Origin of the sequence: Shewanella sp. UCD-KL21 (assembly GCF_001957135.1) — a bacterium.
Classification (GTDB): domain Bacteria; phylum Pseudomonadota; class Gammaproteobacteria; order Enterobacterales; family Shewanellaceae; genus Shewanella.
The window spans coordinates 193,506-214,734 of sequence record NZ_MPHK01000003.1 but is presented as its reverse complement, the minus strand read 5'-3'; the positions used below and the strand labels follow the sequence as shown (position 1 = coordinate 214,734).

Sequence of the window (21,229 nt, the reverse complement as noted above, 5' to 3'; positions counted from 1 at the left end):
AACACGTTTTAGCAGGCACCGGAATAGTAAAATATATAATTATATCATAAACAAACTATAACTATTTTCAAAAATATCGCTAGTCATTTAAACCTAAACTTCTACGATGCTCTGCCAGTAAATTAACAACAGGGGGCGGTATTTGTAAATAGTAGCCTTTGTCAGCAAGCTCAGTTTTTACTTTTTCAATGTCGGCCATGGCAAGTTCAGTTCTTTTTAATAAAGGCACCATCATCACCAGTTTAGGTACGCCAAACATTTTCATTAAAGCCTCAGGAACGGCATCGAAATTGTCGCGCTTCTCGACAAATAAATAGGTATCAACTTTTCGACTACTTTTATATACAGTACAAATCATCTTGGGGTTAAATTCCTCTGTTTCTTGCTTGATAGTAAACAACGCACACTATAACATGGACAATGATTAAATTAATTGTAATTCAGTTCTTAGACTGACATTTTTTGGAGAGTTAAGCCTGGATGGCCACACAAAGTCTCGAGTTAAAAGCTACCTCTTTCACGCTTTCAGTACTCCATATCAACACCCATGATTTCAACGCTATTGCAGCTGACTTAGAAAGTAAATTATCTCAAGCGCCACAGTTTTTTATTGGTGCACCGTTAATCTTAAATTTAAGTGCAATTGAGCAAGAAAACATTAATTTAGCCGCATTAAAACAACTTCTTACTGATAACCAACTCATTATAGTTGGTGTAACATCAGCAAATGAAAGCATTAGTAGCCAAGCCAAACTATTAGGCCTTGCAGTGGTTAAATCAGGCAAACAAGCTAAAAGTATGCCTGCGCCATTAAAAGAAACCAAAATAGTGAAGCAAAATATCCGTTCAGGACAACAAATTTACGCAAAAAATGCAGATTTAGTCATTTTTGGTGCGGTTGGCAATGGCGCAGAAGTCATTGCAGATGGTAGCATTCATATATACGGTGCATTACGCGGCAAAGCAATGGCCGGGGCGTCTGGCGATGTTAATAGTATTATTATTGCCAATGCATTAGACCCCGAACTCGTTTCTATTGCTGGGCAGTATTGGTTAGCTGAACATTTACAACAAAACTGCAGTGACCAACGCGGCTGCATTCGCTTAAATGGCGAAACACTCATGGTTGAATCATTGCCACAGTAAGTGGCAACTTAAAAGGATATATAACAACATGGCACAGATTATTGTTGTCACATCAGGTAAAGGCGGTGTTGGTAAAACAACCTCAAGCGCAGCAATAGCGACTGGCTTAGCCTTGAAAGGAAAGAAAACAGTCGTCATTGATTTTGATATCGGTTTACGAAACCTTGATTTAATTATGGGTTGTGAACGCCGAGTCGTTTACGATTTTGTTAATGTGATCAATGGTGAAGCCAATCTTAATCAAGCATTAATTAAAGATAAGCGTTGTGACAAACTGTTTATTTTACCGGCGTCACAAACACGTGATAAAGATGCCCTGACTAAAGAAGGCGTTGGCGGTGTATTAGAAGAGCTAAGCAAAGATTTCGATTATATTGTTTGTGACTCACCAGCAGGGATTGAGCAAGGCGCAATGATGGCATTGTATTTTGCTGATATTGCTATTGTCACCACCAACCCAGAAGTCAGCTCAGTACGAGATTCTGACCGTATTTTGGGAATGTTGCAAAGCCGTTCACGTCGCGCTGAACAAAATTTAGAACCTATTCAAGAGTTTCTATTACTAACACGTTATTCTCCTGCTAGAGTTAAAACAGGTGAAATGCTCAGTGTTGAAGATGTGAATGAGATTTTGGCAATTAAATTACTTGGGGTCATTCCTGAGTCACAAGCAGTGCTAAAAGCTTCAAACTCTGGTGTGCCAGTAATTATCGATGACGAAAGTGATGCAGGTCTGGCTTATGCTGATACTGTACAACGTTTACTTGGTGAAGAAGTACCATTTAGATTTCTGACAGAAGAGAAAAAAGGATTCCTAAAAAGGATATTTGGTAGCTAATTATGTCTATACTCGACTACTTTAAAAGTAACAAAAAAACCAACACTGCGGTCACAGCTAAAGAGCGTTTACAAATTATTGTTGCGCACCAACGTGGTGAACGTGACGCGCCAGATTATTTTCCGAAAATGAAACAAGAGATCCTTGAAGTCATTAGAAAATATGTACATATCTCTGAAGATCAGGTGTCGGTTCAATTAGAACAAAATGATGAAAACCTATCTGTATTAGAACTTAATGTGACCTTACCTGAAGGTAAGTAAGCCTGAGCTTTTACCTGAGTTTGTGCCTGAGTTTGTGCCTGAGTTTGTAAAAATATACTCTCCAGTAACGAAGAGCGTAAAGAAAAGCCAAGAGTTTACTCTTGGCTTTTTTGTAGCAGCAATTTTTACACTAGATGTGGCAATTTAGCTAAACTTGATTGCAGCAAGGGCATCTTTTACTAGCTTGGCGCGCCAGCCTTTTAATAACAAAGGTTTTTCTGCAGGTTGCTTATTGTACAACCACATTAAAAACTCATGAATTAAACGTTTAGAACCGATAAACTCAATAGCAACATCATGCTGCTCTGCCACCTGAATAAGAATATTTTTCACTTCTTTAAATGAGGCTTTGTAACCATTTTTCAGCGCGATTACATCTACCGCTTCAGGCAGATTGTCTAGGTCAGCCGTTTGTAACACTTTAATCAGTTCTTTACCGTGAAAGCGTTTTTCATGCTCTGTTAGATCATTTAGCTGATTAAGCTCAATCACTGTCTTAGGTTGTTTTTTAGCTAATGCAATTAAGGCATGATCTTTAATGATAAACCCAAGGGCGGAGTCTTTTTTCAGTGCTTTTTGTAAGCGCCAAGTGGCTAATACTTTCAAGTAAGCTAGCTGCTGCGGAAATAGTTGAAAGGCATTTTTCACTTTTAAATAAGCAAACTCTTCATCAGGCGGAGTTAAACGCCCTTCTGTCATGCGCTCACCTTCTTCAAGTAGCCAATCCATACGGTTAGATTGTTGTATTTTCGCTAACAATTGCGGGTAAAGCTTATAAAGGTAATACACATCATTTGCAGCGTATTGCAGTTGTGCATCAGTCAGCGGCCGTTTCATCCAGTCGGTGCGTGACTCACCTTTATCTATTTCGATATCCAAAAAGGTATTGACCAGCTTCGCATAACCTAAACCATGCCCTAGGCCTGAAAAGGTCGCTGCAATTTGACTATCAAATAACGGGCTTGGCTGACATTGACCATAACGCGCGAACACTTCTAAGTCTTCACTGCATGAATGAACAAGTTTAGTGATCTTCGTATCTGACAATAACTGCCAAAATGCTGATAAATCAGCTAAGGCAACGGGGTCAATTAACGCTAGTGTCTTGCCATCATAGGCTTGAATAAGCCCTAACTTTGCGTAATAAGTTCGTGTTCTAACAAATTCGGTATCAAGCACAAGTAATTCACTTTGCTGATACTGTGCTACTAATTTCGCTAAACTTTCTGGGTCGCTGATATATTCAAACGATAACAAAATACGCTCCGATTTCATCTTTTTAACCAATATAAAGCTAATAAAAAGCCGGCTATTGCCGGCTTTACTTTACGCTGATTTAACTTCGTCTCGAAGTTCTCGTCGTAAAATTTTACCTACATTGGATTTGGGTAACTCATCTCTAAATTCTACCAGCTTTGGTACCTTATATCCTGTTAAATGTTGGCGACAATGCTTAATGAGATCGCGTTCAGTCACAGTGTTGTCTTTTGCAACAACAAAAATCTTAACTAATTCCCCGCTTGCATCATTTGGGACACCAACAGCAGCAACTTCAACCACTTTTGGGTGCAATGCCACCACGTCTTCCACTTCGTTAGGGAAAACATTAAAGCCAGAAACTAAGATCATATCTTTCTTGCGATCGACAATATAAAAGAAGCCGAGTTCATCCATGTAACCAATATCACCCGTGGCTAACCAACCATCTTTATCAATCACTTTGGCGGTTTCTTCTGGGCGTTGCCAGTAGCCTTTCATTACCTGAGGGCCTTTAGCAAATAACTCACCTGTTTCACCTTGGGCTAATACCTTACCGTCATCATCTCTGACTTGAATGAAAGTCGAGGGAGCAGGAAAACCAATTGAGCCATTGTAACCTTCGAGGTTATAAGGACAACAGGTCACTAGTGGTGAGGCCTCGGTTAAACCATAGCCTTCTAACAGGCGCGTTTTGGTAATGGCTTGCCATTTATCAGCCACCGCTTTTTGCACCGCCATGCCGCCGCCAATTGAGAACTTTAAGCGGCTAAAATCTAAATTTTTAAAATCTTCGTTATTTACTAAGGCATTAAATAAGGTATTAACCCCAGTTAAGGCTGTGAATGGGTATTTCTTAAGCTCACCAATAAATGCTGGCAAATCTCTTGGGTTAGTAATAAGTAAGTTTGTACTGCCCTTGTGCAAAAACAATAGGCAATTAACAGTTAATGCAAATATGTGATAAAGCGGTAAAGCGGTAACCACAAATTCAGAGCCATTTTTTAAGGCTGGGGAATAAGCGCCATTAGCTTGCAAGACATTACTGACCACATTGCCGTGAGTTAACATTGCGCCTTTAGAAACACCAGTGGTGCCACCGGTGTACTGTAAAAATGATAAGTCATCAGTGGTTATCTCAGGCTTGATATATTGTAAACGGCGACCTTTGGTAAGCGACTGTCTAAAAGATAATGCATGAGGCAAATCATATTTAGGCACCATCTTTTTGATATATTTAACAATAAAATTAACTAGGGTGCGTTTAGGTGCACTAAGCTGATCACCAAGGCCGGTGATAATCACTGACTCTACAGGGGTTTCTGCAACAACTTCTTCAAGGGTGCGGGCAAAGTTAGAGACCACGACAATAGCTTTAGCACCTGAGTCGACTAACTGATGTTTAAGCTCTCTAGGGGTGTAAAGTGGATTTACATTTACCACTACCATTCCTGCACGTAAAATACCAAACAGTGCAATAGGGTATTGCAGTAAGTTTGGCATCATTAACGCAACACGATCGCCTTTTTCAAGCTTGAGTTCATTTTGTAAATAGGCAGCAAATGCACGACTTCTTTCTTCTAACTTACGATAGGTTAATGTCGCCCCCATGTTGATAAAAGCAGGCTGATCAGCATATTTAGACACTGCTGTTTCAAACATGTCTACCAAAGAGGTAAATTGTTGAGGGTCAATTTCTGCTGGTACATTTTCTGGTAAATTATTAATCCAAGGATGGTCCACAATTTTCTCCTATTTAATTAGCCCATTGCTATGAAGGAGCCCTTCAATATTGGCAAGGTCTAAAAATCACTGCTCTTTAAAACTAGCGTAAATTTTTATTATTGTTAGTCGCAGCAAAGTTGTTTTCGTTAATTTTTATTGTTTAGCCATAAAATCATACGACCGTTTAAATTCGGACCATAATCACATAAATGAAATAAAAATCCTAGTGATTTCACCACATCAACAAACTAACTTAGAATAAAAGTTCTAATTTTATCGGCCACAAGCTTTGCACTACCCATATGTAGGTGGTGATCACCTTCAATTTGTATATGTGATAGGCGGCTAAACCATGATAATGCTTGAGGTAAAGCTAATTTTAACTGCTTAAAGCCCTGCTCGCCTAATATTAATAAACATTGGGTATCGCTGATGCTCATTAATGCGTCAACCTGCTCAAAGGTTAAACGATAAGGTGAGTCTAGCTTAAGGCGGGGATCACTTTTCCAACATAATTGCTGATGTTTAATTTCAACATTACGTTTAATGATTAACTCGCACCATACTTTATCAAGCCCAGTTAACTGATGACGGGCATTAACTGCTCTATCGAGGGTAAAGCTTTGCTTAACTGTTGCTAAGTTCGCAGTCGATGATTTAGCGCCATTAAAACGATTATGCTGTTGAAAGCTATTAATTAATCGCTTTTGGGCGTGAGTTGGCTTTTCATATAACGGCGCTAATGCTTCAATCAAAATGAGCTTATCGACTTTGTGGGCAAAGCAAGCATTATAGGCCGCCGCAATGATACCACCTAAAGAGTGACCAAGGATGTTGATGGGAGTTGAAGGGCTTACATGATTGATTAATTCATCCAAGTCATAAATGTAATCAAGCCAATGAAGTGGATAACTGCCAGGTCTATGTTGTGAATTACCGTGACCCGGCCAATCAATAGCGAGTAGTTGATATTGGCTTAATATCCCCTGAGAATGTAACGCTGTCGCTAAAGGTTCAAAGCTATCTGCATTATCTAACCAGCCATGTAAAGCCAATAAAATAGGCTTGTTTTTACAGCCATAGCGTTTGGCGCTTAAACGAATATGAGCCAATTGAAAATCGACTTCTTCAACTGGCAGCGATTGTTCAATTGACTCATTCATAAGCACTTAATTGACTCTTTTTATCTGAATGTCTAACTTAAGATTACTTAGCTTTTTTGACGAATTTTAGCGTCATGCGATCGCTTTCACCAATAGCAAGATACTTGTCTTTATCTTGCTCTTTTAATGCTAAACGCGGTGGTAAAGTCCAAACTCCTTTCTCATAGTCTTTGGTGTCTTTAGGGTTAGCATTAATTTCAGATGTTGCCGCTAGCGTGAATCCCACTTTTTCAGCTAGGGTAATCATTTCAGCTTGATCCATATAACCGCTTTCAAATGACATACCTGGATTTGATCTGTGTTCTACTACACCAAACACCCCCCCCTCTTTTAACACTTTATAAGATGCAGTGAAGGCATTTTCTAATTGCGCTTGCCCAGCCCAGTTGTGGAGGTTTCTGAAAGTCAGTACATAATCAACACTGTTATCATCCCCTAAAGCCAATGATGCTGGCGGCTGGAATGTCACTGTTGAAGCATTGCCTAATACCGCTTTGTTTTCAGCAAGCCAAGCTTCAAATTTTTTACCCGATTTGGCGTAATACTGAGCTCTTTTTGTGTCTTCTTTTGGGTTAGTCTCAAAAATTGCCCCAATATATTGACCTTTTGCCGCGAGGTAAGGCGCTAGAATTTGCGCATACCAGCCACCGCCAGGCCATAATTCAATCACGGTATCATCAGGTTGAATACCTAAAAATGTTAAGGTTTCTGCTGGGTTACGGTATTTGTCCCGTGCGCTACTTTTCTCAGTTCTGAAATCACTGGCGACGGCTGCAGCCAGTTGTGGGTTAACCTTAATAGCCTGTGGGTTTTCAGCCATGCCATGGTTATGAGCTATTGCTGTATTAGTGACAGCAGACAAGCCTAAAACGCTAAGCCCAATAGCGGTAGATAATAATAACGTACGTTTCATTGTCTTCTCCCTGAATAAATTGTCTCGAAAATATCAGCAACTGGTACGGCAAAGGTTGCTAAGTCGATCACTTTAGCCGATTGGCAGCTTTTTGTCGTCAACTCTTTTCCAACACATCCATAACATAAAACAACTGAATATCAGCCACATAATTACCCAAATCCAAGCAGGAATCCAAGTCAGTTGCGACAATTTAGCTGCATCGCCTTGGCCTACAACTCGAAATAGTACCGTAGGGCTTGCCATAGCATTCAAGACAATCATTAATCCCATGACCCGTAATAAGCTATTAAGTAAAGCATTATGATCAAATTTAAGAGGTAATAAGAATACAACCGCAAGAGATATTAATATGCCGATGGTGAGTAGATCTCGTGCCCACAGGATTAATGAACCAATAACGGTTATTCCTAATATGCCTAAGGTAAAGCGGATCCCTGCTCGCCAAGTGGCTAACAAGAAAATCATGTAGCCCCACAACGCAGCGCCGGGGTAGCCAGCAAAAGTAATTAATGGCGCAAAGCCCCCTTGAGTAAAACAAAGGCCTGCACCATTGGGAAACAGCTGGATTTTAGTCACTATGCCGCCAGATAAGATGGCTGCTATACCATGAGATATTTCATGGAAATAACTTTCAAACCATTTGAATGGAATACTAATGAAAGGCAATTTGGTAATTAAAAAGGCAAATAGTAATTCGAGAAAAAAGCGACCTTTTGAAGGGATAGCGGAAAACTTGTTCGGTGCAGCATCATGCATATAAATCTATTCCTACCATTTGTTGAATATGTTCTCGTTGCGCCGAATGTTGGTTTATTAAATATTCTTGTATCGCACCGGCACTGGCCAATGTCTGACAATGGTCTTTGAATGGCTTATCTCTCGTCGCTGACGCCATGTCATTGTCGTATTGCAATTTAGCATCAAGCTTGGAATCAAATTCTACACTAGTTAGCGCCGGTAACTGTTTACTGTCATCTTTAGCGGCATCAAGCGTGTCTGTTTGATTATTTACTTGAGTTTGATTATGGACTTGAGTTTGATTTTGTAATGCAGAAAGCTTATCAACACCATTAGTTGCGATAGCTGAAACCTTGGTATGGCCATTAATATTGCTGGGATTATAGGAGGATAAAGGCTGAACTGAAGTCTGTAAGAAAGCATTCATTGTTATCACTCCTATTATAAAAAAGCCATTATGGCGCATCTAACAACGGCAACCCAATCGGCCTTAATTGTTAGTCAGTGATAGCAAACATTAGCTCCCTATCACTGCTGCAAACACATGGTCTTATTTATTCACGACCAGGTAATTTTGTCCAAGTGACTTTGTCACGTAAATACACAGGTGCAAGTTCATCCACTGAGGTAGCTAGTCCTTGCTCATGCCCTTTTATAGCTAACTTAATCATAGCTGATGCGTCAGGTAATGTTATTTGGGTCGTCTGTGTTGTCGCTACATCATTCAATAAATCTGGATAAGCTACAAAACCAGTACCAGATATATGCATTGGCTTTTGCTTATCTAAGATAAGCTCAACTGAATCAGGGCTAGAAACATGCTCAGCCCCCACTAGAGTTGCAATGCCGTCGACATTTTTGAACTGTCCCCAATAAATTTCACTCATACGGGCATCGATGGCACAAAAAACCTGTTCAGCTTGCTCAGTTTCAATGGCCATTTGCGCCATTGCAGCCAAGGTTGAAACACCAATAACAGGAATATCGTGCCCAAGCGCTAAGCCTTGGGTCATACTGGTACAAATACGAATCCCGGTAAAACTGCCAGGTCCACGACCATAGGCTATTAAATTTACATTTGAAATTTTAATGCCGGCTTCGGTTAGTACCTCATCAACCATAGGTAATATACGTTGGCTATGCTCTCTTGGTGCATCAAACACGCGATTATACTGTTTGTTGTCATGTAACAAAGCCGCTGAACAAGATTCAGTGCAAGTATCTAATGCGAGAATCGTTAAATCTGTATGAAGTTGAGTCATGTAAAAACGTGTTTACCTTACCATTAACTATGGAAAAAATGCTGGGCTAACTAATGCTGAGTATGATGATTTAGCTAATAAACCTAAAGCCTGTAAGGCATTTTATCGGCACTGAATCAGCTAAATCATCAACTGCAGTATAATAACTTATGGGATGCTTTTTAAAAAGCTTAACGCTTTATCTAAATCTCGGGTGCGATGCATTGGCGGTAACGAGTTAATAAAGGCTTCACCATAAGCTTTGTTTACAATGCGATTGTCGCACAAAATTAACACGCCGCGATCTTTCTCATCGCGAATTAACCGTCCGACGCCCTGCTTTAAACTGATCACCGCTTGGGGCAGAGATATACTAGCAAAGGGATCTTTATTACTGCGCTCAGCATTGGCTGCACGGGCGCGGTACAAGGTATCATCAGGTGAGACAAACGGCAGTTTATCGATAATCACGCAACTAAGTAGCCGCCCTCTTACATCGACACCCTCCCAAAAACTGCTGGTGCCCAGTAATACTCCATTACCAAGTTGCCTGAACTTGTTTAACAGACTTTGTTTACTGGCCGAGCCTTGCACCAATAAGGGGTATTGCACCCGCCTTTGTAAGGCAATCGCCACTTGCTGCAACATATTATGACTGGTAAATAGTATAAATGTGCGCCCTTGGGCCGCATTGATGGCTTGAATACAAACATCCACCAGCTGATTAACATTAGCTGCGCTCTGGCCTGATTTGGCTAAATGGCGCGGCACGCAGAACATGGCTTGATTGGGGTAATCAAATGGGCTGTCTAAAATCATTTGCTTGGCTTTCGATAAGCCCATTTCATCGGCAAAATGCGTTAACTGGCGATTAACCTGCAAGGTCGCCGAAGTAAAGATCCACTGGGTTTGTTTATCAAATAATTGCTGACATTGTTTGGCAATATTAATCGGCGAAATTCGTAACATAGTATGCTGACCGCTGGGCTCAATACTATAAGCAGCATTGCTGTCATTGCATTCAAAGTAACTATTAAGATTTGCCACCAATGTTGATAACTTCACTACAATGTCATCTAAAGATTCACTTCGTCCGACGTGCTCGGTGGTAACTTGTGTTAATAAATTAAATTCTTTCAACAATTCCCAAGATGAACTCGCAAGCGCTTTATTGGAAATAACCTGTCGCCAATCAGTAACATCAGCATCAATCAAGTCATTTTGCCACGCAGCCAATTTGACTAAACAACGTTGGCTTAATTGCTCAAGCTGAATGGTATCGCGCAGCTCGGTGCGATAGACCTCAATGATACGATTAAGTAATCTGTCTAGCTCTCTGGTTGGAATTTGTTGGCCAAAATAATTAATACACACATCAGGCACCAAATGCGCCTCATCAAACACCACCACATCAGCATCGGGCAATAACTCGGCAAAGCCGGTGTCCTTTAATAAACGGTCGGCAAAAAACAAGTGATGATTCACCACCACAATCTTGGCATCTTGTGCTTTTATTTTGGCTTTACGACTAAAACACTCATCATAAAAACTGCAACGTTTGCCGGTACAAGTTTCTTTGGTGCTGGTTACTGTGGCAATGGTGGCTGAATTTTCAGCCACAGCGGTCAAGTTACCAATATCACCATCTTTGGTCACACTGGCCCATTGATTAATTTTAATGAGTTCATCAACCACTTTCGGTGGCATCTGACTAATGTGTTGTAAGTTTTTCTCCAATCTTAATTGGCACAAGTAATTACTACGGCCTTTTAACAAGGCGGTTTTGGGCGCCACTGAAAACATCTTCAGTAATAAAGGTAAGTCTTTAAAAAATAACTGCTCTTGAAGGTTTTTACTGCCAGTGCTGATGATAATTTGTTTGCCACTTAATAACGCCGGGATCAGATAGGCGTATGTTTTACCCACCCCAGTACCAGCCTCAAGGATCACATTATGCTTTTGAGCTATAGCATCGCTCACCGCCAGCGCCATATCGTATTGGCTTTGTCTGGGGCGATAGGAATGGATCCCCCTCGCTAATGCGCCTGTTGGCGAAAAAGCCAGTTGTACTTCTTTTTGTAATCGAGTGGTCACATTTGACTCTTTCAGCATTGATAGTAAGCAACTTATATGTGGCTTATTATCTATTTTAATCGCTTAGGTAACAATCTTTGCCTATCAATTTATCAATATAAAGTTGCTATTCAAACAGTAATCTAGGCTCACTGTTTTTACTGCCCTGTATAAATATCAATAAAATCCTTAGCGTTACATAAACTAATGTTTATCATTAACTTGTATATACAAACTGCACAAATAAACGCCTAAACACCACGTAATTATCCCCCTGATATAAGATATATTTTTTATTTTAAAAAAATACAAAATATGTGTTTATTCTGTATTGCAAACAACCCTAAAAGCGGTTAACGTGTTTGTACACAAATTACAGTCTGTCACAAAATAGGTTGTAAAAAAATTACAGACGTTAATTTAAAGAGAATTTATTATGTTCATCCGAATCAATACAAATCATCATCATCACCATATGCGGTAGCCTTCGGATGCTAACTGCCGAAGGACTATTTCCTTCAGGCGGTGGACAAAATACCCAAACCCCTGAAAGAAATTTCAGGGGTTTTTTAGTTTTAGGTTTTAAATATTTGTTTTTTATATCAATTTTATTAGGGGCTTCATTATGAGCGAAAATAACAGACTACGTATCGCAATCCAAAAATCTGGCCGACTTTCAAAAGAGTCTCAAAAGCTATTAAAAAGCTGTGGCGTTAAATTCAATGTTAATGAGCAGCGCTTGATTGTGCACGCTGACAACATGCCAATCGATTTATTGCGGGTACGTGATGATGATATTCCGGGTTTAGTCATGGATGGTGTGGTTGATTTAGGCATTATTGGTGAGAATGTTCTGGAAGAAGAACAAATAGAGCGCCAAACACTGGGCAAACCATCAGATTGCGTTAAATTACGCGAACTTGATTTTGGTGCCTGTCGTTTATCACTGGCGGTACCTAATGAATTTAGCTACCAAGATGCTAGCTCTTTAGAAGGCTTACGTATCGCAACGTCTTACCCCAACCTGCTACGCCGTTATATGCAAGAAAAAGGCATTAACTATAGCGACTGTATGCTTAAAGGTTCAGTTGAAGTTGCGCCACGTGCTGGCCTTTCTGACGGGATCTGTGATTTGGTTTCAACGGGCGCCACCCTTGAAGCCAACGGCTTATACGAAACTGACGTTATCTACCGTTCAATGGCTTGTATTATCCAATCAGCACAAGAGCAAGTGCCTGCTAAACAAGCGCTAATTGATAAAATTTTATCCCGTATGAATGGTGTGGTGCGCGCTCGCGAAAGTAAATATATCTTGCTACACGCGCCGACTGAAACATTAGATCAAATTGTGGCTTTATTACCGGGTGCTGAAAACCCAACAGTGCTGCCATTAAATGATGATAGCAATCGGGTTGCTGTTCACGCTGTCAGCACTGAAGATTTATTCTGGGACACGATGGAAGAATTAACCGCCTTAGGGGCAAGTTCAATTCTTGTTATGCCAATTGAAAAAATGGCGGGGTAGCCTTTATGGCAAATGTGAAGCAGCAAATGCAAATTCTTCAATGGGCCAAGCTCGATGCTAAGGCGCAGCAACAAGCCTTAGCTCGCTCGCCATTAATTGGTGATGACAGTGTAGAGCAAACCGTGCGCGACATTATTAATGCAGTGGTAAAAGACGGCGATCAAGCGTTAACGCTCTTTAATCAAAAGTTTGATGGCGTTGAAGTCGACACCTTAGGGTTAACTGAGCAGCAAATTAATGCCGCCTGCAGCCGCGTCTCTGATGAGGTAAAGCAAGCCATTGCGGTGGCCTCAGAAAACATTGAACGCTTTCATCAGGCGCAAACCTTTAGCCCTATTGATGTTGAAACTCAGCTTGGGATCCGCTGCGAGCTTCGCTCTGAAGCCATTGAAAAAGTGGGTTTGTATATTCCTGGCGGCAGTGCGCCACTGATTTCCACCGTCATGATGCTAGCGCTGCCAGCAAAAATTGCCGGATGCCAACAGCGGGTTTTAGTTAGCCCGCCACCAATTAATGATGCCATTGTTTACGCAGCACAGGTGTGTGGCATCACTGAGATTTATCAAGTTGGCGGCGCACAAGCCATTGCAGCCCTCGCCTTTGGCACTGACAGTATTCCTCAAGTAGATAAAATTTTCGGCCCTGGTAATCGCTTTGTCACCGAAGCTAAACGTTTAGTATCCCAAGATGGTCGCTGCAGTGTATCTATTGATATGCCAGCAGGTCCTTCTGAAGTGTTAGTGATTGCCGATAAAGACGCTGAGCCCGCTTTTATTGCGGCTGATTTATTATCCCAAGCTGAACACGGCCCTGATTCACAAGTGATGTTAGTTACTGAGTCTATCGAGTTAGCTGAAAAGGTTAATCTGGCGCTTGAGTCGCAATTAAAGACCTTATCGCGCAGTAATATTGCCGCTCAAGCACTGAGCTGCAGTCGCAGTATTATTGTGAATGATATGGAGCAAGCGGCGTTAGTGTCTAATTTATATGGGCCAGAGCACTTAATTATTCAAACCAGTCATCCACGCGCAGTACTTAAACAAGTTCGCGGCGCAGGTAGTGTGTTTCTTGGGGCTTACACGCCAGAGTCAGTTGGAGATTACGCCAGCGGCACTAACCACGTACTGCCGACATACGGTTATAGCCGCTCGGTATCAAGTTTGTCTCTTGCTGACTTTAGCCGCCGCTTTACCGTACAAGAACTAAGCGCCCAAGGATTACAAAGCTTAGCTAAGACTGTGATGGTATTAGCTGAAAATGAATTACTCGATGCCCATAAGCAAGCCGTTGCCATACGTTTAAACAGCCTGTGAAATAAAAAGTGAAGTGAGATTAGGATGATGACTGATTCGATGAGTACGCCAATAGCAGCCAAACTTGCACGACCAGAACTGCTTGAGTTAACGCCTTACGAAAGTGCAAGGCGTATTGGCGGTCAAGGTGATGTATGGATAAACGCTAATGAGTCGCCATTTAATAATAGTGAGCTCAATAAGCTCAATCGTTACCCTGAATGCCAACCGACAAGTTTGATTAATGCTTATGCTGAATATTCAAAGGTAAGCGCAGATAATATTGTCACTTGCCGCGGGGCTGACGAAGCTATTGAATTATTGATCAGAGCATTTTGTGTTCCTGCAGTCGACAGCATTGCCTGTTTTGGCCCAACTTATGGCATGTATGCCATAAGCGCTAAAACCTTCAATATTGGCGTCACTAACTTATCGCTGACTAAAGATTATCAATTACCCAATGCTTTTGCCCAGCAAGTTGGCGACGCTAAAATCGTGTTTATTTGTAATCCTAATAATCCTACTGGCACCATCATTGATAAAGACACCATTGAAACGGCAATTGCCTCGATGCCTAACGCTATTGTGGTGATTGATGAAGCCTACATTGAGTTTTCGCCGCAATACTCCGTGGCTGATTTAATTCCTAAATATCCTAACCTTGTGGTGTTACGAACATTATCTAAAGCCTTTGCATTGGCTGGCGCTCGCTGCGGCTTTTTAATGGCAAACAGCGACATTATCGATTTGATCATGCGGGTCATTGCGCCATATCCAGTGCCTTTACCAGTGCAACAAGTGGCAGAAAAAGCCCTGTCGGATAACGGCATTTCACTAATGGAGCAACAAGTTGCTAGCCTAAAACAACAAGGCTTAAGACTGACAGCCTCATTAACAAAAGCTGGCGCAACAGTGTTGCCCGCTAACGGCAACTTTGTTTTAGCAGAATTTGATAAGGTTGAATTAATTGCCGCAGCACTCAAGCAAGCGGGCATTGTTGCCAGAGCTTATAAAGACCCAAGACTTGCTGCACGTATTCGTTTTAGTTTTAGCTCACAAACTGATACCGATAGATTAATCGCCGTACTTGATAGGCTTAATCAGTAACAACAGTGCTAACTATTAAGTAAAAGGCATCACACTCATACCTTATTAAAAATATAATCGCTGGATGAAATTGCTACAGATAACGCATTAAATTAAGACGTTAACATCCTACGACACAGAATAATGAAAATTGAAGGAAGTAAGATGAAACAGAAAATACTCTTTATCGACCGAGACGGTACTTTAGTTGAAGAGCCGGCAGTAGATAAACAGCTCGATCATTTAGACAAATTGGTGTTTGAGCCACAGGTTATCCCTTCTCTGCTTAAGCTACAAAAAGCAGGCTATCGCTTAGTCATGGTGTCGAATCAAGATGGTTTAGGCACAGACTCGTTCCCTCAGGCAGATTTTGATGCACCACATAATATGATGATGGAGATATTTTCAAGCCAAGGGGTGATATTTGATGATGTGGTTATCTGCCCTCATTTTGATGCAGACAACTGTAGTTGTCGTAAGCCTAAACTTGGCTTAGTGAAAGATTACTTAACTCAAGGCAAAGTGGATTTTACCACCTCTGCCGTCATTGGCGATCGCCACACAGATATTGAACTGGCTAATGCCATGGGTATTGCCAGCTTTCAATATCAACGTGATGGTTTAGATTGGTTAGCTATTACTGATGCCTTACTTAACAAAGGCCGCACTTCAGAAGTCATTAGAACCACCAAAGAAACCGATATTAGAGTAAATGTAAACCTAGATGACACTAGCAAAGGCGTTATCAACACCGGCATTGGCTTTTTTGACCACATGCTAGATCAAATACAAACCCACGGAAATTTCAAAATGGACGTCACTGTTGATGGCGATTTAGAAATTGATGATCACCACAGCGTAGAAGACACAGCCCTTGCCATTGGCGATGCACTGCGCCAAGCATTGGGTGATAAGCGTGGTATTGCCCGTTTTGGTTTTAGCCTGCCAATGGATGAAGCCAGTGGTGAGTGTTTAATGGATATATCAGGCCGGCCTTTCATTAAATTCAATGCTGATTTTGAACGTGAAATGGTCGGTGAAATGGCCACAGAAATGGTGCCGCATTTCTTCCGCTCTTTTGCTGATGGGCTGCGCTGCACATTACACATTAGTACCACGGGCGACAATGATCACCACAAGGTGGAAGCTTTGTTTAAAGTATTGGGCCGTACCCTTCGTCAAGCCGTGAAAGTTGAAGGGGATATTTTGCCCTCAAGTAAAGGCGTTCTGTAAGGAATGAGTATGAATACTGACACTACTGTGATTTTAGACACTGGCTGCGCCAATTTAAGCTCTGTGCGTTTTGCCTTTGAACGCTTAAATGCCGACGTAATCGTGACACGTGATCATGACGTTATCAAAGCCGCAACTCGGGTAGTCTTACCCGGGGTTGGCACTGCTGGCGCGGCAATGGATGCACTGAATAGTCGTGATTTAACTGAGGTTATTAAACAGCTCAAGCAACCGGTGATGGGCGTTTGCCTTGGGATGCAAATGATGGCTAACAAGTCTATCGAACACGGTGGCCGCTCAGAAACAGGCCGCAGTGACAATGATATTACTTGCCTTGGCTTAATCCCAACACACATTGATCACCTTGATAGTAAAGGGCTGCCACTACCTCATATGGGCTGGAACCAAATAAGCGTGTCAGATCACCCGCTATTTGAAGGGATAAAAGATGGCAGTTACCTGTACTTTGTCCATAGCTTTAAAGCGCCTATTAGCCAGTACACCATCGCTACCTCTGAATATGGTGAAAAGTTTAGCGCCGCCATTGGCAAAGACAATTTCTTTGGGGTGCAGTTTCACCCAGAAAAAAGCGCCAAAGTCGGCGCCCAAATATTACAAAATTTCCTAAATATGGGGAAACCAGCATGATCATTCCAGCAATCGATTTAATTGATGGCCAAGTAGTGCGTTTGTACCAAGGTGACTATGCCCAGCAAACCACTTTTAATTTAAGCCCATTAGCACAATTGCAATCTTATCAAGACCAAGGTGCAAAACTATTACACATTGTTGATTTAACTGGCGCGAAAGACCCTGAAAAACGCCAAATAGCACTCATTGGTGAATTAGTGGCCGGCCTGAGCACCGACATACAAGTTGGCGGCGGTATTCGCTGCGAACAGCAAGTTAAAGAGCTGCTTGAGCTTGGAGTTAAACGAGTCGTTATTGGCTCATTAGCCGTAAAAGAGCCAGCATTAGTTAAAAGCTGGTTGGTAAAATACGGTAGTGAAGCCATTTGTTTAGCCCTTGATGTCAATATCAACCAGCAAGGCGAGAAAATTGTTGCAGTATCAGGCTGGCAAACCGGTGGCGGTAAATCCCTTGAATCATTAGTCAGTGAATATAAAACCGTGGGTTTAAAGCATGCTTTAGTCACTGATATTAGCCGTGACGGCACCCTTCAAGGCGCGAATAATGAGCTTTATCAAGAGCTAGCAACCACCTACCCAGATATTAACTGGCAAGCATCAGGTGGCATTGCCTCACTTGATGATGTTGTCGCCGTAAGAGACAGTAACGCCGATGGTATTATCATAGGTAAAGCACTACTTATTCAAAACTTTACCGTTGAGGAGGCAATATCATGTTGGCCAAACGCCTAGTACCTTGCCTTGATGTGCGCGATGGCCAAGTGGTCAAAGGGGTGCAATTTCGTAATCATGAAATTATTGGTGATATTGAGCCCCTTGCTGCGCGTTACGCCCTAGAAGGCGCCGATGAATTAGTCTTTTACGACATTACCGCCAGTGCCCATGAGCGGGTGATTGATAAATCCTGGGTAAGCCGGGTTGCTGCGCAAATTGATATCCCTTTTTGTGTCGCAGGCGGCATTAAAACCATTGAGCAAGCTCGGCAAATGCTAGCTTATGGCGCAGATAAAATTTCAATCAATTCTCCAGCGCTTACAGATCCTAGCTTGATATCAAGGCTTCAAGATGAGTTTGGCCGTCAATGTATTGTGATTGGTATTGATTCATTTTATGACGCCGACTCAAACAGCTATAAAGTAAAGCAATTTACCGGTGATGAAGCCGCCACTAAAGACACCCAATGGTATACCCAAGACTGGGTTGAAGAAGTCCAAAAGCGTGGCTGTGGTGAAATTGTATTAAATGTGATGAATCAAGATGGTGTGCGCGGTGGTTATGATATTACACAATTGAGTATCGTGAGAGCGATATGTGATGTGCCACTTATTGCATCAGGCGGTGCTGGTACTATGGCACATTTCAAAGAAGTATTTGAGCAAGCAAATGTCGATGCCGCCCTTGCTGCGAGTGTGTTTCATAAAGGCATTATTGATATCAATGAATTAAAACAATACCTAGCCCAGCACAAGATCGCGATCAGGCTATAACTTACAAAACAACAGAGAACACTATGACAACACAAATTACCTTTGATGGCAGTAAGTTAGATTGGGAAAAACAACAAAACTTAATTCCTGCTGTAGTGCAAAACCATCTGACAGGTAAAGTCTTGATGCTAGGTTATATGGACCCAGCAGCACTGGCTAAAACCCTTGAAACAGGCAAAGTCACCTTTTTCAGTCGCTCAAAACAGCGCTTGTGGACAAAAGGTGAAACCTCAGGCAATACCCTAGATTTAGTCGCCATTGATCAAGATTGCGATAATGATAGCTTGCTTGTGCAAGTCATCCCTCATGGCCCAACTTGCCATACCGGCACAGAGAGCTGCTGGAAAGATGGTAATGCCCATAGCTTTATCGATAACTTAACCAATGTGATTATTTCTCGCAAAGGCCAAAGCGCCGAATCAAGTTATACCGCATCGTTATTTGAGCGTGGCACCAAACGAATTGCCCAAAAAGTCGGTGAAGAAGGTTTAGAAACAGCGCTAGCGGCAGCCACTCATGATAAAGAAGAATTGATTAATGAAGCTTCAGATCTGATGTATCACTTAATTGTGTTACTTGAAGATCAAGCGTTATCAATGAGTGATGTGAATAAAAATTTAATGCAACGTCATTTAGACAGTAAATAAAGCGCTTTTTAAACACACGTAATTTAGTAACAAAAAGGCACTCGTTTTATATAAAAACGAGTGCCTTTTATTTTAAGCGTCTGAACTTAATAATTAATAATTAAGTACTAAAACGGTTAAGCTTGATCAGCCCACAGTTTTTCATCGCCATGCATCTTATAAAGACTTTCAGCACGAGACACTAATAAGTTAGCAAACTTCAATTGAGTTTCATCTCGGGTCGCCCCAGACTTATGTAGGTTTTCTGCTTTAAGTTGCCACATCATTGAAAAATGACGAATCGCATCGCGGGCAGTTGCAGCAACTTTAACATCAACATAATCAGACGGTAAATCACCAGACATCACCCAAAATGTTTGCTTAGTTGGCTGCTTAGACTCCATTTTCCAAATCGCTAAATAAGGCACTAAATAACGGCTTTCATCAGCAATAACTTTTGATGGTATTACACCTTTTTCAGCGAGAAATCGGTTCGCTTTTTGAAATTGTGTTTTTACCCATTCCTGTCTTAATTGCTCAGGATCTTGTTGCGCCGTTGTCTGCTCAGCCACGGATTCACTCATACTACCTTCCTATTTTATTGTTATTTGTTGTCATCATTAATTCAACAATTGCACTCATTTCTAGCTAGAAATGTTACGAAACGATTAAAAAGTTTACGTTTACGTAAAGTGGCAAGCAAAATTGCCACGTAGATCACAAAATTATATGAATCTAACTTTGTTGAGAGTATCGCTAAATGCTATCGTTCTGCAATAAATATCATAAGCCGTCGTTAATCAGCACTGGTTGACGACTAATAAATCGCACAGCGGAGATCACAAGTGGCTCTATTTAATCATGTCTCGTTTGATGAACACGAACAGGTCGTGTTTTGTAACGACAAAGAAAGTGGCTTAAAAGCAATTATTGCCATTCACAATACTAACCTTGGGCCAGCTGTTGGCGGGTGTCGTATGTGGAACTACGATTCAGATGATGAAGCACTGACTGACGTATTACGTCTTTCACGTGGTATGACTTATAAAAATGCACTTGCTGGATTAACCATGGGTGGCGGTAAGTCAGTGATCCTTGCCGATCCTAAAACTACAGATCGTGAAGCATTATTCCGCGCTTTTGGCCGCTGTATTCATACACTTGGCGGTAAATATTTTTCAGCGGAAGATGTTGGCGTAACCACTGCTGATATCATGATTGCTCATGAAGAAACCCCGTACATGGCAGGCCTTGAAGGTAAAAGTGGTGATCCTTCACCTTATACTGCTTTAGGTACTTACCTTGGCATTAAAGCAGCGGTAAAACACCAACGTGGTCTAGATAGCTTAAAAGGCCTTAAAATTTCAGTTCAAGGTGTGGGTCATGTGGGATATTACTTATGTAAACACCTACATGAAGAAGGCGCTGAATTAATCGTAACTGATATTCATCAAGCATCACTTGATAAAGTGGCGACTGAATTTGGCGCGACAGTGGTTGCTCCACAAGACATTTATACTCAAGATGTTGATGTGTATGCGCCATGTGCTTTAGGTGCCACTATCAATGACACGACTATCCCGTTATTAAAAGCAACCATTGTTGCGGGTTGTGCCAATAACCAATTAGCGGAAGTACGCCATGGTGAAACATTAAAAGACATGGGTATTTTATACGCCCCTGACTATGTCATTAATGCTGGCGGTATCATTAATGTTTCGTTTGAAAGTGATTATGATGCAGCTAAATCAACTCAAAAAGTCGAAGAAATCTACAACACGCTACTAAAAATATTTAGCCAAGCTGATGCAGAAAACCGCACCACAGGCGATGTTGCTGATGATATGGCACGTGCCATTATCAATGGCGCAAAGTAACTGTTAGCGCAGTTGATTTAATAACAGCCGAATAAGTAAAAATACTTAAACGAGCATTGATTGCTAAAGAGCACCTATTTAAGGTGCTCTTTT

At 41.4% G+C, this 21,229-nt stretch carries 22 protein-coding genes; 12 read left to right on the top strand and 10 right to left on the bottom strand.

Features of this window, described 5'->3' with window-relative positions; translation table 11 throughout:
* Positions 1–79 precede the first annotated feature (79 nt).
* Positions 80–358, bottom strand: a complete 279-nt coding sequence (locus BM739_RS04525; protein WP_076537729.1) for a YcgL domain-containing protein — start codon at positions 356–358, stop codon at positions 80–82.
* A gap of 122 nt (positions 359–480) precedes the next feature.
* Between BM739_RS04525 and minC the strand changes: the two genes are divergently transcribed.
* Genes minC through minE form a run of 3 tightly spaced genes read left to right on the top strand, consistent with a single transcriptional unit; the run spans position 481 to position 2,247 of the window.
* Positions 481–1,146 (top strand): septum site-determining protein MinC, encoded by a 666-nt coding sequence (minC, locus tag BM739_RS04520; RefSeq protein WP_076537727.1) that lies wholly within the window; start codon positions 481–483, stop codon positions 1,144–1,146.
* 28 nt (positions 1,147–1,174) lie between these two features.
* Positions 1,175–1,984: a septum site-determining protein MinD gene (minD, locus tag BM739_RS04515; RefSeq protein ID WP_076537724.1), complete on the top strand. Its 810-nt coding sequence runs from the start codon at positions 1,175–1,177 to the stop codon at positions 1,982–1,984.
* 2 nt (positions 1,985–1,986) lie between these two features.
* Positions 1,987–2,247, top strand: a complete 261-nt coding sequence (minE, locus tag BM739_RS04510; protein ID WP_076537720.1) for a cell division topological specificity factor MinE — start codon at positions 1,987–1,989, stop codon at positions 2,245–2,247.
* Between the two features lie 144 nt (positions 2,248–2,391).
* On the opposite strand, the gene rnd is transcribed toward minE, so the two are convergent.
* The 8 genes from rnd to BM739_RS04470 form a co-directional block, all read right to left on the bottom strand.
* Entirely contained in the window at positions 2,392–3,504 is a 1,113-nt protein-coding gene (gene rnd / locus BM739_RS04505) for a ribonuclease D (RefSeq protein ID WP_076537941.1), read from the bottom strand.
* Between the two features lie 69 nt (positions 3,505–3,573).
* Positions 3,574–5,247 (bottom strand): long-chain-fatty-acid--CoA ligase FadD, encoded by a 1,674-nt coding sequence (gene fadD / locus BM739_RS04500; protein ID WP_076537717.1) that lies wholly within the window; start codon positions 5,245–5,247, stop codon positions 3,574–3,576.
* 230 nt (positions 5,248–5,477) lie between these two features.
* Positions 5,478–6,392: an alpha/beta fold hydrolase gene (locus BM739_RS04495; protein WP_139326815.1), complete on the bottom strand. Its 915-nt coding sequence runs from the start codon at positions 6,390–6,392 to the stop codon at positions 5,478–5,480.
* Positions 6,393–6,435: 43 nt separating this feature from the next.
* Positions 6,436–7,212: a class I SAM-dependent methyltransferase gene (locus BM739_RS04490; protein ID WP_254843468.1), complete on the bottom strand. Its 777-nt coding sequence runs from the start codon at positions 7,210–7,212 to the stop codon at positions 6,436–6,438.
* A 165-nt stretch (positions 7,213–7,377) separates the two neighbouring features.
* A complete protein-coding gene (locus tag BM739_RS04485; protein WP_076537711.1) occupies positions 7,378–8,064 on the bottom strand; it encodes a M50 family metallopeptidase in 687 nt (228 codons plus the stop codon).
* Positions 8,057–8,473 (bottom strand): hypothetical protein, encoded by a 417-nt coding sequence (locus BM739_RS04480; protein ID WP_076537708.1) that lies wholly within the window; start codon positions 8,471–8,473, stop codon positions 8,057–8,059. The genes BM739_RS04485 and BM739_RS04480 overlap by 8 nt, the downstream gene beginning before the upstream one ends.
* A 127-nt stretch (positions 8,474–8,600) precedes the next feature.
* A complete protein-coding gene (tsaB, locus tag BM739_RS04475) occupies positions 8,601–9,308 on the bottom strand; it encodes a tRNA (adenosine(37)-N6)-threonylcarbamoyltransferase complex dimerization subunit type 1 TsaB (RefSeq protein ID WP_076537705.1) in 708 nt (235 codons plus the stop codon).
* 147 nt (positions 9,309–9,455) lie between these two features.
* Complete coding sequence (locus tag BM739_RS04470) at positions 9,456–11,399, bottom strand: ATP-dependent DNA helicase (protein ID WP_076537702.1); 1,944 nt, start codon at positions 11,397–11,399, stop codon at positions 9,456–9,458.
* A gap of 586 nt (positions 11,400–11,985) precedes the next feature.
* On the opposite strand from BM739_RS04470, the gene hisG reads away from it, so the two are divergent.
* The 8 genes from hisG to hisIE all read left to right on the top strand — a co-directional run bounded on the left by hisG (position 11,986) and on the right by hisIE (position 19,280).
* Complete coding sequence (gene hisG / locus BM739_RS04465; RefSeq protein WP_076537699.1) at positions 11,986–12,885, top strand: ATP phosphoribosyltransferase; 900 nt, start codon at positions 11,986–11,988, stop codon at positions 12,883–12,885.
* A gap of 26 nt (positions 12,886–12,911) precedes the next feature.
* Positions 12,912–14,198 carry a histidinol dehydrogenase gene (hisD, locus tag BM739_RS04460; RefSeq protein ID WP_076537934.1) on the top strand — a complete coding sequence of 429 codons (1,287 nt, stop codon included), beginning with the start codon at positions 12,912–12,914 and terminating at the stop codon, positions 14,196–14,198.
* 24 nt (positions 14,199–14,222) lie between these two features.
* The gene (gene hisC, locus BM739_RS04455; RefSeq protein ID WP_139326814.1) at positions 14,223–15,284 is read left to right on the top strand and encodes a histidinol-phosphate transaminase; all 1,062 of its coding nucleotides are present in this window, start codon (positions 14,223–14,225) and stop codon (positions 15,282–15,284) included.
* A 144-nt stretch (positions 15,285–15,428) separates the two neighbouring features.
* Complete coding sequence (hisB, locus tag BM739_RS04450; RefSeq protein WP_076537696.1) at positions 15,429–16,496, top strand: bifunctional histidinol-phosphatase/imidazoleglycerol-phosphate dehydratase HisB; 1,068 nt, start codon at positions 15,429–15,431, stop codon at positions 16,494–16,496.
* 3 nt (positions 16,497–16,499) lie between these two features.
* Positions 16,500–17,144: an imidazole glycerol phosphate synthase subunit HisH gene (hisH, locus tag BM739_RS04445; RefSeq protein WP_076537693.1), complete on the top strand. Its 645-nt coding sequence runs from the start codon at positions 16,500–16,502 to the stop codon at positions 17,142–17,144.
* Positions 17,141–17,878, top strand: coding sequence for a 1-(5-phosphoribosyl)-5-[(5-phosphoribosylamino)methylideneamino]imidazole-4-carboxamide isomerase (gene hisA, locus BM739_RS04440; RefSeq protein WP_076537691.1), 738 nt, complete (start codon positions 17,141–17,143; stop codon positions 17,876–17,878). The genes hisH and hisA overlap by 4 nt, the downstream gene beginning before the upstream one ends.
* Positions 17,860–18,633, top strand: coding sequence for an imidazole glycerol phosphate synthase subunit HisF (hisF, locus tag BM739_RS04435; RefSeq protein ID WP_076537688.1), 774 nt, complete (start codon positions 17,860–17,862; stop codon positions 18,631–18,633). Before hisA ends, hisF begins: the two co-directional genes overlap by 19 nt.
* 23 nt (positions 18,634–18,656) lie before the next feature.
* Positions 18,657–19,280 carry a bifunctional phosphoribosyl-AMP cyclohydrolase/phosphoribosyl-ATP diphosphatase HisIE gene (gene hisIE, locus BM739_RS04430; RefSeq protein ID WP_076537685.1) on the top strand — a complete coding sequence of 208 codons (624 nt, stop codon included), beginning with the start codon at positions 18,657–18,659 and terminating at the stop codon, positions 19,278–19,280.
* A gap of 116 nt (positions 19,281–19,396) precedes the next feature.
* On the opposite strand, the gene BM739_RS04425 is transcribed toward hisIE, so the two are convergent.
* On the bottom strand, positions 19,397–19,843 hold the full coding sequence (locus BM739_RS04425; RefSeq protein WP_076537682.1) for a DUF4826 family protein: 447 nt from the start codon (positions 19,841–19,843) through the stop codon (positions 19,397–19,399).
* A 261-nt stretch (positions 19,844–20,104) separates the two neighbouring features.
* On the opposite strand from BM739_RS04425, the gene BM739_RS04420 reads away from it, so the two are divergent.
* Entirely contained in the window at positions 20,105–21,136 is a 1,032-nt protein-coding gene (locus BM739_RS04420) for a Glu/Leu/Phe/Val dehydrogenase (protein ID WP_076537679.1), read from the top strand.
* Positions 21,137–21,229: the final 93 nt, after the last annotated feature.

Bases quoted from the DNA above. Each gene is read 5' to 3' on its own strand.
- BM739_RS04490 (WP_254843468.1), bottom strand. From the start codon at position 7,212: ATGGCTGAAAACCCACAGGCTATTAAGGTTAACCCACAACTGGCTGCA.
- hisB (WP_076537696.1), top strand. From the start codon at position 15,429: ATGAAACAGAAAATACTCTTTATCGACCGAGACGGTACTTTAGTTGAA.
- minE (WP_076537720.1), top strand. From the start codon at position 1,987: ATGTCTATACTCGACTACTTTAAAAGTAACAAAAAAACCAACACTGCG.
- BM739_RS04525 (WP_076537729.1), bottom strand. From the start codon at position 358: ATGATTTGTACTGTATATAAAAGTAGTCGAAAAGTTGATACCTATTTA.
- hisD (WP_076537934.1), top strand. From the start codon at position 12,912: ATGCAAATTCTTCAATGGGCCAAGCTCGATGCTAAGGCGCAGCAACAA.
- minC (WP_076537727.1), top strand. From the start codon at position 481: ATGGCCACACAAAGTCTCGAGTTAAAAGCTACCTCTTTCACGCTTTCA.
- hisA (WP_076537691.1), top strand. From the start codon at position 17,141: ATGATCATTCCAGCAATCGATTTAATTGATGGCCAAGTAGTGCGTTTG.
- hisH (WP_076537693.1), top strand. From the start codon at position 16,500: ATGAGTATGAATACTGACACTACTGTGATTTTAGACACTGGCTGCGCC.
- BM739_RS04470 (WP_076537702.1), bottom strand. From the start codon at position 11,399: ATGCTGAAAGAGTCAAATGTGACCACTCGATTACAAAAAGAAGTACAA.
- hisIE (WP_076537685.1), top strand. From the start codon at position 18,657: ATGACAACACAAATTACCTTTGATGGCAGTAAGTTAGATTGGGAAAAA.
- BM739_RS04480 (WP_076537708.1), bottom strand. From the start codon at position 8,473: ATGAATGCTTTCTTACAGACTTCAGTTCAGCCTTTATCCTCCTATAAT.
- hisC (WP_139326814.1), top strand. From the start codon at position 14,223: ATGATGACTGATTCGATGAGTACGCCAATAGCAGCCAAACTTGCACGA.
- hisF (WP_076537688.1), top strand. From the start codon at position 17,860: ATGTTGGCCAAACGCCTAGTACCTTGCCTTGATGTGCGCGATGGCCAA.
- BM739_RS04425 (WP_076537682.1), bottom strand. From the start codon at position 19,843: ATGAGTGAATCCGTGGCTGAGCAGACAACGGCGCAACAAGATCCTGAG.
- tsaB (WP_076537705.1), bottom strand. From the start codon at position 9,308: ATGACTCAACTTCATACAGATTTAACGATTCTCGCATTAGATACTTGC.
- hisG (WP_076537699.1), top strand. From the start codon at position 11,986: ATGAGCGAAAATAACAGACTACGTATCGCAATCCAAAAATCTGGCCGA.
- BM739_RS04495 (WP_139326815.1), bottom strand. From the start codon at position 6,392: ATGAATGAGTCAATTGAACAATCGCTGCCAGTTGAAGAAGTCGATTTT.
- minD (WP_076537724.1), top strand. From the start codon at position 1,175: ATGGCACAGATTATTGTTGTCACATCAGGTAAAGGCGGTGTTGGTAAA.
- BM739_RS04485 (WP_076537711.1), bottom strand. From the start codon at position 8,064: ATGCATGATGCTGCACCGAACAAGTTTTCCGCTATCCCTTCAAAAGGT.